A 12,127-nucleotide genomic window follows, 5' to 3' on the forward strand; every position below is an offset into this window, starting at 1 on the left:
ATATGGAGGTACTGCTGCACCAGATCGACGCGTTCGCTGACGCACCGTTCTCGGGCAACCCAGCCGCGGTCATGCCGCTGTCGGCGTGGCTGCCGGATGCGCTGCTGCAAAATCTGGCCGAGGAGAACAACCTCGCCGAAACTGCCTTCTATACCGCGCAGTTACCCCCGGACGCCGGCGCGCGCCCCGGGGAGTGGCCCGTATTCCACCTACGCTGGTTCACCCCCACCCTCGAAGTGAACATGTGCGGCCACGCCACCATGGCAGCGGCGGCTCAGGTTCTCGAAGACATCCACCCCGGTGAAGACCGGGTGAGCTTCTTCACTCGCAGCGGCTGGCTACATGTCGACCGGACCGACGACGACGAATACGTGCTCGATCTGCCCGCGCTCGAATCCAGGGAGATAGAGCCCGATCCGGTGCTGATCGACGCACTCGGTGTGCGCCCGGTGCGCGCGTTCACCGGATTCGACGAGGTGATCGTCCTCGGCTCCGAACAGGAAGTGCGCGACGCCCATCCGAACTTCGCGGCCTTCCCGCCGCTGGCATTCGACGCGGTCATCACCGCCCGCGGTGAGTCCTCCGATATCGTGTCCCGGGTCTTCGGACCGGATCTCGGAGTGATCGAGGACCCGGTCACCGGATCGGCACACGCCCAGCTGGTTCCGCTGTGGACCCGCGAACTCGGCCGCACCGAGCTCACCGCCCGCCAATTATCCCATCGCGGCGGCAGCATGCGCTGCGAGCTCGTCGGCAACCGTGTGCTGCTCATCGGCCGTTGCCGCCGCTACCTCGACGGCGTGGTGACGATACCGGACTGAGCGGCATGAGATCCCTGGTTGCGTAGACGGCTTCAGCAGGCACCGGCCGGCCGCCGACACTGCGTCGTCATCGTTCGGGGAGCGGGCCGTCGTCCGGGCCGGGCAGTACGACATCGTGCTGGTCCGGCAGCAGCGGGACAACGGCGAAGCTGCCGGATACGGCGTCCGGCGGGAGGGCCTGGACGGCGCGGATTCCGTTCTGGACGGAAAGGTCTCGGAGGTGGGGGAGTCGGCCGCGGACGACGAGGCCGACGGTGCATGCGCAGTGTGCACGGAGGCGGGCCGCCGAGAGCGCGACAAGGTGGGCGGAGCGTTCGTCGGAGACCGGTGGCGCGAGCAGCTGCCAGGCCGCGTTGTCGGCCGAAGCGACGGCCACCGCGTCGCCCGCCGGGACCGCGACGGCGACCATCGGGGTGTGGACGCGGGGAATCTGGACCTGATGGATCACCTGGGCGATGCGGAGTCCGCCGCTGTGGGCCGGAATCTGTTCGGGGGTCAGTGTTTCGGTGAACGACACCAGGGCCCAGTGCTCGTCGGTATCCGTGCCCGTGAGCGAGTCATGGGCACGGGCAAGGTATTCCGCGACCGGCTCGCCCCGTTCGGGGCCGAGCCGATCGGTGGCGACGCCGGAGGGAACCGGCGGCCGCAGCGCGCCGAGCACCGCCATGACCGCGACCAGGCCGACGGCCGCCGCGACGACGGCGAGAGCGCGCCAGGGGTGGAACCGAGAGTCGGGGTCAGGCATTGCGCAGGATGTCGAGCGCGTTCTTCAAGTCCGCCGGGTACTCGCTGGTGATCTCCAGATACCGGCCGTCGGCGGGGTGATTGAAGCCGAGCGCGCGGGCATGCAGCCACTGGCGTTCCAGGCCGAGGCGTCCGGCGAGGCGCGGGTCGGCGCCGTAGGTCAGGTCACCGCAGCAAGGGTGCCGGATCGCAGAGAAGTGCACCCGGATCTGGTGGGTACGGCCGGTCTCCAGGTGGATGTCGAGCAGGCTGGCCGCTTGGAACGCCTCGACGGTGTCGTAGTGGGTGATGCTCGGGCGGCCGTCGGCGGTGACCGCGAATTTCCAGTCGTTGCCGCGGGCCCTGCCGATGGGGGCGTCGATGGTGCCGCTGCTCGGATCCGGATGTCCCTGCACAAGGGCGTGATACCGCTTATCGATGGTGCGCTGCTTGAAGGCGCGCTTGAGCACCGTGTATGCCCGCTCGGATTGCGCGACCACCATCACCCCGGAGGTGCCGACGTCGAGCCGGTGCACGATGCCCTGGCGTTCGTGTGCGCCGGAAGTGGAGATGCGGTAACCGGCCGCGGCGAGTCCGCCGACGACCGTCGGCCCGTGCCAGCCGACCCCGGGATGGGCGGCGACGCCGACCGGCTTGTCCACCGCGACGATGTCGTCGTCGGCGTACAGAATGGTCATGCCCTCCACGACTTCGGCCTCGATCGTCAATTCCCGCTTCGGTTCCGGGAACTCGACCTCCAGCCAGGCGCCGCCGACGAGTCGATCGGACTTGCCCGCGGCGATGCCGTCGAGCTGCACGGAGCCCTCCTCGGCCATGGCGGCCACCGCGGTGCGCGACAGGCCGAGCAGCCGTGAGAGCCCCGCATCGACGCGCATACCGTCGAGCCCGTCGGGCACCGGCATGGTTCTGGTTTCCCTCATGCCGCGTTCTCCTGTCCGGTGTTCTTCGGCTTGCTCTCGGAATCGCTGCCGTCCGGCACGTCCCCTTCGGTCGCGGTGTCGCCACCGCGACCGGTCCGACTGCCGTCGGGTTCGAACCCGAACACCGTCAGCACCACCAGCAGGATGGCGCCGCACACGATCGCGGAATCGGCCACATTGAAGACCGGCCACCAGCCGATCGCGACGAAATCGACCACGTGCCCCTGCAGCGGGCCCGGTGCCCGGAATACTCGGTCGACCAGGTTGCCGAGCGCGCCGCCGAGCACCATGCCGAGCCCGATCGCCCACCACAGCGAGCGCAGCGTGCGCCCGATGCGGATCACCCCGATCACCACGCACGCAGCGACCAGCGTCAGCAACCAGGTCATGCCGGTGGCCATGGAGAACGCCGCGCCTGGATTGCGCACCAGCGACAGACGGGCGAAATCGCCGATGATCGACACCGGCTCGCCGGGTTCCAGCTGGGCGACCGCGATCGTCTTGGTGAGCAGATCCAGCCCGAGCAGCACCGCCGCGATGATCAGCAGGGTCCGCAATCGCAACGGTGCGACCGCTGCGGCCTCGGTCGATAGCTCGGGAGTCGATGGCGTTGGTTCTGTCGGTGGCGCCGCCTGGTCGGCAGTGCCCTTTCGAGCCACCTGCGCGCTGTCGCCAGTGGGGTCTTCCTCGGTCGGCCGGTCGTCACTCACGACGACCATCATCTCTCGAGCAAGGATGGCCCTGTTGCACGCGGTCTCCTGCATGTCCCAGCTGACACTCAGGAAGCGGTCGTACTCTGATCCTCGTGACGGTGTTGTCTTCCCCCCACGCCCCTCGGGCCGCGCGCTCGGGTGTGCTGCTGATGGTGCTTGCGCTCGGGCTTTCGGCGTTCGGTGTCGGTTGCAGCGATGGGACCGAGGCGCGCAACGAATCCGACGGCACCGAGCCGCTCGGAATCGGTAAGGAAGTGACGGTGCCGATCTCGGTGGCGGTCACCACGGTCGTCTCGCCGGGCAGCGAGCCGCGCGCCCTGCTGCGCCCCAGCTACCAGGCAGGCACCGCGCAGCAAGTGACCTTGCGCACCGACTACCGCATCGCGCAGCAGATCAACGATCAGCCGTCGCGCGATTTCTCCACGCCCGCGCTGACCATCCCGATGACCGCACGGGCGGGTAGTGACGGCGTCGACCTCACCCTCGGCACCATCACGAGCCCGGACCCGTCGCTCGCCAAGGCACTGACGGCCGCGGATGGTTCCCACGCGGGTTTCGACATGAGCGAGCTCGGCGCGATCACCGCATTGCGCCTGGAGCCATCGCCGGATACCTCGAATGCCGCGAGAGCCGCCCTCGAGCAGGCTTTCTATCAAGCGGTCTACCGCTCGATCGCGTTCCCCGACCAGCCGGTCGGCGAGGGTGCGGTGTGGACGGTCCGCCAAGAGGTGACCGGCGGCGTCGCGCTCGACCAGGTGACCACGGCAACGCTTACCAAACGCGAGGGCGACCGGCTGACCATCGAGCTCGAGGTGACGCAGCAGCCGCAGACGTCGGTGTGGATGATGCCCAATAACGCGGGGACGCTCGACATCCAGGACTACGTCATGCAGGGCACCGGAACGATCACTGTCGACCTGGGGCTGCCGCTGCCGGTATCGGGTTGCATCACCGTGGGCGGGCATCAGGCCTACCGTGACGCGCGCAGCGCCAGCATGTTGCAGCAGACCATCAATACGCAGGTGTCGTGGACGGAATGAGCCGATGAATCGCGGGCCTGATGCCTAGATCGGTGGGATCGGGCATTTTTGCCCGTGGCCGGTAATAGGCTCGGCGTGTCCGACACATCGCCTTCTACCGGAGGTCAATCATGTCCGATGTCAAACCCGTTCCCGATGGATATCCGGTGGTCTCGCCCGGATTGGCTATCGACGGCGCTGCGGCGGCCATCGATTTCTACAAACAGATTTTCGGCGCATCGGAGCGGATGCGCATGCCCGGTCCGGACGGCAAGATCGCGCATTGTGAACTGATGTTCGGCAGTTCGGTCGTCATGCTCGGGGATCCCGCTCCCGATATGGGTTTCCTCGACCCGAAGACCGTCGGCGGAACTCCGGTCAATCTCCACGTCTACGTCGCCGACGCCGACGCCGCCTATACCGCCGCCCTCGCCGCCGGTGCCAAGCAGCTCACCCCTATGGCCGACCAGTTCTACGGTGACCGCAGCGGCTCGTTCGAAGACCCGTGGGGGCACCGCTGGACGGTGGCCACCCATATCGAGGATGTCCCGCCGGAGGAGATGGACAGGCGTATGGCCGAAATGTTCGGCACTTCCTGACCGGCGGCCTACCCCAGCACCACCGAATCGCCCTCGACGCGAACGTTCTTAGCGGCGAGGGGTTGGGTCGCGGGCCCGTTCACCACCGAGCCGTCCAGGCCGAACTTGCTGCCGTGGCAGGCGCAGTTGATGGTACCGCCGGAGACGTCGGCCACCTTGCAGCCCGCATGCGTGCAGACCGAGGAAAGGCCGACGAAGGTGCCTGCGCTCGGCTGCGTCACCACGGTGTCGCCGCTGATCACGCCGCCACCGACCGGGACATCGGCAGTATTGGTGATGGCATTCGGGTTGGGTTGCCCCGCAGCGGCATTCGGGCCGGGTGCCGCTGCGGTGGCGGGTTGCGACGCGGGTGCCGCCGCGGATTCGCTCTTGCCGTAGGTGCTGCACGCGGTGAGCGCGGCCGCGGCGGCCACCGCGCCCGCGCCGGCCACCACTGTGCGTCGCCGGAGGACGAATTCGTCGATCGTCATGGGTCGATCTCCTGTCAGAAGGTGATGCCGTTGTGCTGGAAGAACCACAGTGCCGAGGTGAGCCAGATGCCGACCAGGCCGCTGAGCGTCAGGCCGCCCGCAACCGGAATCACCCAGCCGGGCAGGCCCTTTCTGGTCAGCAGCAGCATCTTGACGACGAAGGCGCCATAGAAGAAGCAGCCGAACAGCGAGTGCAGCAGCACCCGGGTCTGATAGTCCTGAAACCCCAGGGCGTACAGGCAGTGCACCGCGACCGGCACGCTCGCGAGCACGGCAAGCCGGCCCGACCAGACGTGGGCCACGCCGATCCAGGATGGCGCGAAGCCGCGGATCTTGCCGTACATGCTCAGCGCGGAAGCGAATTGGAACAGCGCCAAGGCGGTCGCGAGCGTGGCGAGCCAGGTCTTCACCGCCATCGGGCTGGAGAATCCGGCCACATTGACCGAAAAGAACCGTGGGTCATGCACTTTCCCGTACACACCGAGCGCTGTCGCGACGGCCGCGCCGATCAGCAGCGGGACGACGATCGCCGCCGCTGCGCTCGGCCGGATCCGCACGGTCGGGGCTTCTCGATCAGCCGACACTGTCACCACCACTGACCTTGCTCGCAGTTATCTTCTTGCCGTTGACGATTGCCGTCGCGTCGGCCGTGAGGGCCGGGGCGGGTGCGGTGGAACCGTCGGCCGCCCGCCGCACTCCGGTGACGCCGCCGTTCGCGTCGACGATCCAGCTCTCGCGCTGGCCGCCGTCGTTGTAGACATACAGCCCCGCGGGCGGTTGCACCGGTGCCGCGGTGAAGCCCCACTGCTGGCCGCCGAGCCACAGCGTCCCGTGCACGGCCTTGCCGTCGAAGCTGCCGTCGAGCCGGGCGTCGTTCTTGCCGGTCAACTGCAACGATCCGTTCGCAGCGCTGCCCTGCAGCCAGGACTCGATCGTGTTGCCGTCGCACGCGTATGCGGTCGCTTTGCTGCCCTGCACCGCGATCGAGAGGGTGATGGCGCCACCGGCCTGCAGCGGAATCGTGCCGACGTAATCGGCCTTCGCCGGGAACGGTGTTGCCGTGGGCGCGCCGGTAGCCGGTGGGGCCTGCGTCGTGGTGACCGAATTCGGCTTCGCCTGCGTCGGCTCGGTCTCCTTGGACATATTGACGACGAGCAGGACAGCGGCCAACCCGGCCACCGCCCCGAGGGTGAGCAATGGTCCCAGACGTTTCATAGGGTCTCCTCGATGCGCGGCCGTCGAAAGACCGGCCGAAGCGATCCCCGAACCGCACGCCGCGCCGGTACCGCTGTCTCGCATTGTCTACGTGGTAGACCACCCGAGCGGTTCAAACCGACATTCACGGCACCCGTCGATCGGCGTGTCATGCTTGCGCGTTTGCTGGTCAGGAGGCTGGAAAGCAATCGGTGCGCCGTGCGTGCGGTACGCCTCGAATATGCCGGCGCGACGGCGGACCGAGCAAGGGAAACGGCCAAGGTCCACGGGCCGAAAAGTGGGCAGCTGTCGTGGCAGTTATGGGCGAGCCGCGGCTCACGAGAGCGCGCGATGCGGTGCGGCCGACCGGTGCTTGTCCGGGGCTGTCAGGTCGGACGGTCAGCTGAGATCGGACCGGCGGTGCGTCGTACTGTCGGGCCTGGGGCCAGTGCCTCGGCGGCCGCACTCGTGCTCGCAAACGAGTGCTCGCCGTTGTGTTTCCGGCGGGTGATCGTTGCAGTTCACCCGCGGCGGGGTCAGTTCGGCGGTGAGGGGGTCGTGTTGTCGGTGCGGCTGGTGGTGCCTGGGCCGCATTCGTGCTCGGAAGCGGTGCTCACGGACGCGCGGTCGGCGGATGGCTATCGCAGTTCACCCGGTTGGGTGGTCAGCCATGGTCGGCGGCGACGGTGGGTCGCGGTGTCGGTGCCGAGGCGGCGGCAAGCGCCCGCGCTGCACCCGGTGTCAGTTTCGCGCCCGCCGCGTGGGCTGCGGTGAATGCGGGATCACCGAGGGCTGCCCGGACGGTGCTGGTCGGGCCGTCGATGTCCGGGCGTTCGGCGGGGAGCAGGGCGATGCCGTTGGCCAGGCGGACGGCTTCGGCGGCACCCAAAAGGTGTGCGGCGGTGTCGTATTCGCCGAGGCCGGCGGTGGCGGTAGCCAATCCGGCCAGGGCGAAAGCGGTGTCGCGTGGGGCGGCGATGCGTTGGGCGCCGTCGAAGGCGGCGAGGTGGAGGTCGAGTGCGGCCGCGGGCTCGCCCCGCTGTTCGAGGAGATAACCGAGTTCGACTTGGAGCATAGGGAGGAACAGCGGCGTCTCTTCGGCGTCGGGCGGGGTCAGTGCCAGCAGTTCGCGCAGGATGTATTCCGCGACATCGGGTTTGCCGTCACGCCGGGCGGCGAAGGCGAGCACGACCGAGGCGAAGAGGCGGCCGGGACCGTAGCCGTGTTCGGCCGCGATTCGCTGCGCCTGCGCACCGAGCGCAGTGGCGCGGTCGAAGTCGGTGTGCTGCATGGTGATCCAGCCCAGCCAGCACAGGTGGGTGCACACCTGGCCCCACAGTTCCAGCTCCTGGGCAAGGCCGAGCGCCTCGGTGTGGATGTCGGTGGCTCCGGTCAGGTCGCCCGTCAGTTCCGCGAGGCCGCCGAGCCATTCGGCGGCCTGTAGTCTGCCCCAGCGGTCGTCGATCTCGGCGAAGATCCGCGCCGCTGAGTGGGCATTGTGCTCCAACGCGGTCAGATCCACCCGGCTGTGCGCGGATTTCGCCAGCGCCACGTGCGCGGCCGCGATACCCCAGCGGTCACCGAGCTGTTCACACACCGGAAGCGCCCGGCGCACCAGTGCTTCCAGCTCCGGCAGGTCGCCGGATTCCAGCGCGGAGAAGGCGAGGAACAGCTCGGCGCGAGCCCGCCCCGCCGGATCGTCGACGGTGTCATAAACCACGAACACCGCGGCGCGCTTCGCGGCACCGTCGGTGAATTCGCCTTGCTGGAACGCGAGCCCGGTATTCCACGCGAGAGCCGGTGCGCGATGCTCGGGCGCACCACCCAGTGCGAGCGCGGCATCGAACCATCGCCGCGCCTCGTTCAACCGCCCGCGCAGCAGCCAATACCAGGCCAGCGCATTCACCAGCCGCAGCGCGTGGTCCGCATCATTCGCCCGCACGAATCCGTCCAGTGCGGCCCGCAGATTCGCATCCTCGCTGTCGAGTCGATGCAACCATCGCTGCTGGTCCGCGCCATACAGCTCCGGCGAAGCCCGTTCGGCCAGCAGCAGGTAATACCGGTGGTGGGCCCGGGCGACCGCGGCCGCTTCGCCCGCCTCCGCCAGTCGATCCATGCTGAACGCCGCCACCGACTCGAGTAGCCGAAATCGCCTGCCCGTTGCGTGCACCAGCGACCGATCCACCAGTCTCGCAACAATATCCGCGACCATGGGCAGATCGAGCCGGGTAGTGGTGGTGTCCCCGTCGATCCCTTCCGCACACACCGTTTCGGCGGCGTCGAGGGTGCAGCCGCCCGCATGCACAGCCAGTCGGCGCAGCACTGCCCGCTCCTCGTTGTCGAGCAGACCCCAGCTCCAGTCGATCATTGCGGTCAGGGTCTGCTGGCGCGGCGGGGCGCCGCGATGTCCGGTGGCGAGCAGCCGGAAACGATCGTCGAGCCGGGCCACCATCTCGTGCACACCGAGCGCCCGCACCCGGGTCGCGGCCAACTCCAGGGCCAAGGGGATGCCGTCGAGTCTGCGGCACAGGGTGGCGACCGGCGCGGCGGTGTCGGTGTCGAGGACGAAGTCGCGGGCGCTCGCGCGGGCCCGGGTCAGGAAAAGCTTTACCGCGCTGGACTGTTCGAGTTCGGTGAGATCGGCGTCGCAGGTCGGCACGGTCAAGGGCTCGACCGCGACGATGTCCTCACCGGGCAGTCGCAGCTGTTCGCGACTGGTGGCGAGGATGTGCAGGTTCGGGGCGGCGCCGAGCAGCAGTTCGGCGAGGTCGGCCGCGTAATCGACGACGTGTTCGCAATTGTCGAGGACCAGCAGCAGTTCTTGCTCGGCGAGTGCCTCGCAGAGCAGCTCCGCCGGATCGGCGCCGTCGGTGGCTCGGATGCCGAGCACCTGCGACACCGCCTCGGCCAGCCAGGTCGACCCGTCGGTCGCGGTAGGTTGCAGCGGCGCCAGCTCGACCAGCCAGGCGCCCTGAGGAAACCGTTCGGTCAGTCCGGCAGCCGCGGCGAGCGCGAGCCGGGTCTTGCCGACGCCGCCGGGGCCGGTCAGCGTCACCAGCCTGGTGGCGGAAACGGTGTCGCGCAGCCGAATCAGGTCCCCGTCGCGGCCGATCAGCTCGGTGCGCTGGGCCGGGATATTGGAATTGCGCCGCCGCAATACTGTTTCCGGTCGCGGCGCCGCGAGCTGGAGCTCCTGCCCCAGAATCGAGCGGTGCAGAGCAACAAGTTCCGGACTCGGGTCGAGGCCCAGTTCGTCGGCCAACTGTCGACGCAGGTCCTCATAGCTGTCGAGCGCCTCAGCCTGGCGGCCCGCACCGTAGAGTGCACGCAAATATCCCGCGCGCAACCGTTCGCGCAGTGGGTGTTCGCGCACGAATGCCGCGAGATCGCCCGCCACCTCGCGATATTCGCCGAGTGACAGTCGCGCCTCCGCGAGTTCCTCGACAGCGACCAGCCGCTGTTCCTCCAGCTGGGCGATGGCGGGTTCGGCGAAGGTTGCGTCCCGGAAGTCGGCGTATGCGGGGCCGCGCCACAGACCGAGCGCTTCGGTGAGCGCCTGGACGCGCGCGGCCGTGTCCGTGGTCGCACGGGCAGTGGCCACCAGTGCACGGAAATGCAGCGCGTCGACGTCGGTGCCGCCGAGGCGATAGCCGGGTGGTGGCGACACCACCAGCTCACGGCCACCGGGCTCGGCATCCTCGAGCGCCCTCCGCAGCTGCGACGCCTTGGCCGCCAGCGTGCCCGCGGGGTTTCCGGGCGGATCATCGGCCCAGATGTCGTCGACGAGCCGATCCGCCGAGACCGGCTGTCCGCCGTTGACCAACAGATCTGCCAGCAGCGCCCGCACCTTGGCGCCCGGAATGGGGACGACCGTGCCCGCCGCCGTCCAGACCGTCAACGGACCGAGCACACCGAAACGCATACTCGCAGCTTAAGCGGTGGACGCACGGGCGCTCGGCACCGGAATTCGACCGTAAACAAACCGGAAGGTGCACAGCCCAGAGTTGGTGCCAACGAACAACACCGACCACCGAAGGAACCGACATGAAACTCCGCACCGCATTCGTCGCCGCTGCCCTCGCCGCCACCGCCCTGCTGTCGGGCTGCTCGGCCGCCGACGACGCGCCGAGGCCCGCTCCGGCCGCGGCTCCCGGCGCCTACGCCGATGTGAACGGCCTGCACATGTATTACGAGGTGCACGGGACTCCGACCGCGCAGCCGCCGTTGGTCTTGTTGCACGGCGCGTTGTCGGGCATCGGCACCGACTTCGGTCAACTGATTCCGGAACTGTCCAAGACCCGCCAGGTGATTGCCGTCGAACAGCAGGCACACGGCCGCACCGCCGACATCGACCGTCCGCTGCGCACTCCGCAGATGGCGGAGGACACGGTGGCGCTGCTGCACCAGCTCGGCGTGCAACGCGCGGACATCTTCGGCTACAGCATGGGCGCCGGTGTCGCACTGGAGATTTCGCTGAAGCACCCCGAACTGGTGCGCAAACAGGTGCTCGCGGCGGGCGGCCTCGACGCCAACGCGATGCACCCCGGGCTGCTGGACGGCCTTGCCGGGCTGCAGCCCGAGATGCTGCACGGTTCGCCGTTCTACAACGACTACATGAAGAACGCGCCGCGTCCTGAGGACTTCCCGCGGTTGGTCGCGCGGGTCAAGGATCACGACCAGAACGCGTTGCCCGTTTTTGCGGCAGCGGCGGTGCGTCAGATCACAGCGCCGACGCTGACGGTGATCGGCGACTCCGACGTCGTCAGGCCCGAGCACGCGGTCGAGATGTTCCGGCTCTTCGGCGGCGGCATCATGGGCGACACACCCGCAGGCCTGCCGAACGCGCAGCTGGCCATCCTGCCCGGCACCAGCCACGTCACCCTGGTGCACCGTCCAGAACTGTTGCTGCCGATCATCCCCGCCTTCCTGGAAGCACCCGCACAGGACGTGCGGTGAGCGAGCTCGGCGATCGAACCGTGAATGCGGCGGCGGGCACTGACGAACCGGGCGCCGGCCCGGCCCCGGTGGCGCTCACCGCGTGCCCGGTGCGGGTCACGCTGATCCTCGGCAGCACCCGCACCGGCCGATTCGGGCCGACGGTGGCGGATTGGTTCGCGGGCCGATTGCGCCGCCGTCGTGATGTCGAGCTGGACACCGTCGACCTCGCCACTGTCGGACTGCCCGATCGGCTCACCGATCACGACGAACAGGTTCCCCCGACGGTGCGCGAATTGGGCCAGCGTTTGGCCGCCGCCGACGCCTTCGTCGTGGTCACGCCCGAATACAACCGAAGCTTCCCGGCGGCTGTGAAGAACGCCATCGACTGGTTCGACAGCGAATGGGCCGCCAAGCCGGTGACCGTCGTCAGCTACGGCCGCGACTCCGACGGCAGCCAGGCCGCCGCCCAACTGCGGCAGGTGTTCGGCGAACTGAATGCCGTTCCCATTCGCCGCACCGTCCCCATCGCCAAGGTATGGCAGCGCTTCGCCGCCGACGGCAGCTGGCCGCGTCGCGATGCCGAGCTCGACGAATCCGTCAACGGTGCAGTGGACCAGCTCCTCTGGTGGGCCCGCGCATTGCGCGAGGCTCGCGCCAGTGCACCGTTCGTGCTGTGAGAACATCCCGACCCCGCCGGCCGGAGTTCGAC

At 68.6% G+C, this 12,127-nt stretch carries 12 protein-coding genes; 5 read left to right on the forward strand and 7 right to left on the reverse strand.

What is annotated here, in order from left to right; all coding sequences use genetic code 11:
* Positions 1–2 precede the first annotated feature (2 nt).
* Positions 3–821, forward strand: a complete 819-nt coding sequence (locus tag OHA42_RS15890; RefSeq protein WP_328411439.1) for a PhzF family phenazine biosynthesis protein — start codon at positions 3–5, stop codon at positions 819–821.
* Between the two features lie 67 nt (positions 822–888).
* On the opposite strand, the gene OHA42_RS15895 is transcribed toward OHA42_RS15890, so the two are convergent.
* Genes OHA42_RS15895 through lspA form a run of 3 tightly spaced genes read right to left on the reverse strand, consistent with a single transcriptional unit; the run spans position 889 to position 3,144 of the window.
* The gene (locus OHA42_RS15895; protein WP_406237891.1) at positions 889–1,566 is read right to left on the reverse strand and encodes a hypothetical protein; all 678 of its coding nucleotides are present in this window, start codon (positions 1,564–1,566) and stop codon (positions 889–891) included.
* The gene (locus tag OHA42_RS15900) at positions 1,559–2,485 is read right to left on the reverse strand and encodes an RluA family pseudouridine synthase (RefSeq protein WP_406237893.1); all 927 of its coding nucleotides are present in this window, start codon (positions 2,483–2,485) and stop codon (positions 1,559–1,561) included. The genes OHA42_RS15895 and OHA42_RS15900 overlap by 8 nt, the downstream gene beginning before the upstream one ends.
* A complete protein-coding gene (gene lspA / locus OHA42_RS15905; protein ID WP_406239393.1) occupies positions 2,482–3,144 on the reverse strand; it encodes a signal peptidase II in 663 nt (220 codons plus the stop codon). The genes OHA42_RS15900 and lspA overlap by 4 nt, the downstream gene beginning before the upstream one ends.
* A gap of 203 nt (positions 3,145–3,347) precedes the next feature.
* On the opposite strand from lspA, the gene OHA42_RS15910 reads away from it, so the two are divergent.
* Positions 3,348–4,238 carry a hypothetical protein gene (locus tag OHA42_RS15910; RefSeq protein ID WP_406239395.1) on the forward strand — a complete coding sequence of 297 codons (891 nt, stop codon included), beginning with the start codon at positions 3,348–3,350 and terminating at the stop codon, positions 4,236–4,238.
* A gap of 110 nt (positions 4,239–4,348) precedes the next feature.
* The gene (locus tag OHA42_RS15915; RefSeq protein WP_406237895.1) at positions 4,349–4,816 is read left to right on the forward strand and encodes a VOC family protein; all 468 of its coding nucleotides are present in this window, start codon (positions 4,349–4,351) and stop codon (positions 4,814–4,816) included.
* An 8-nt stretch (positions 4,817–4,824) separates the two neighbouring features.
* Here the strand turns inward: OHA42_RS15915 and OHA42_RS15920 are convergent, their stop codons facing one another.
* The 4 genes from OHA42_RS15920 to OHA42_RS15935 all read right to left on the reverse strand — a co-directional run bounded on the left by OHA42_RS15920 (position 4,825) and on the right by OHA42_RS15935 (position 10,402).
* Positions 4,825–5,286, reverse strand: coding sequence for a ubiquinol-cytochrome c reductase iron-sulfur subunit (locus tag OHA42_RS15920; protein WP_406237897.1), 462 nt, complete (start codon positions 5,284–5,286; stop codon positions 4,825–4,827).
* Between the two features lie 14 nt (positions 5,287–5,300).
* Complete coding sequence (locus OHA42_RS15925; RefSeq protein ID WP_406237899.1) at positions 5,301–5,870, reverse strand: DUF6529 family protein; 570 nt, start codon at positions 5,868–5,870, stop codon at positions 5,301–5,303.
* Positions 5,860–6,501 (reverse strand): hypothetical protein, encoded by a 642-nt coding sequence (locus tag OHA42_RS15930; protein ID WP_406237901.1) that lies wholly within the window; start codon positions 6,499–6,501, stop codon positions 5,860–5,862. Before OHA42_RS15930 ends, OHA42_RS15925 begins: the two co-directional genes overlap by 11 nt.
* Positions 6,502–7,144: 643 nt before the next feature.
* Positions 7,145–10,402, reverse strand: a complete 3,258-nt coding sequence (locus OHA42_RS15935; RefSeq protein ID WP_406237903.1) for a BTAD domain-containing putative transcriptional regulator — start codon at positions 10,400–10,402, stop codon at positions 7,145–7,147.
* Between the two features lie 122 nt (positions 10,403–10,524).
* On the opposite strand from OHA42_RS15935, the gene OHA42_RS15940 reads away from it, so the two are divergent.
* Together OHA42_RS15940 and OHA42_RS15945 are read left to right on the forward strand one after the other, a co-directional pair.
* The gene (locus OHA42_RS15940; protein ID WP_406237905.1) at positions 10,525–11,436 is read left to right on the forward strand and encodes an alpha/beta fold hydrolase; all 912 of its coding nucleotides are present in this window, start codon (positions 10,525–10,527) and stop codon (positions 11,434–11,436) included.
* Positions 11,433–12,095, forward strand: a complete 663-nt coding sequence (locus tag OHA42_RS15945) for an NADPH-dependent FMN reductase (RefSeq protein ID WP_406237907.1) — start codon at positions 11,433–11,435, stop codon at positions 12,093–12,095. Before OHA42_RS15940 ends, OHA42_RS15945 begins: the two co-directional genes overlap by 4 nt.
* The last annotated feature ends 32 nt before the right edge of the window (positions 12,096–12,127 follow it).

Source organism: Nocardia sp. NBC_01009 (genome assembly GCF_045208035.1).
GTDB lineage: Bacteria > Actinomycetota > Actinomycetes > Mycobacteriales > Mycobacteriaceae > Nocardia.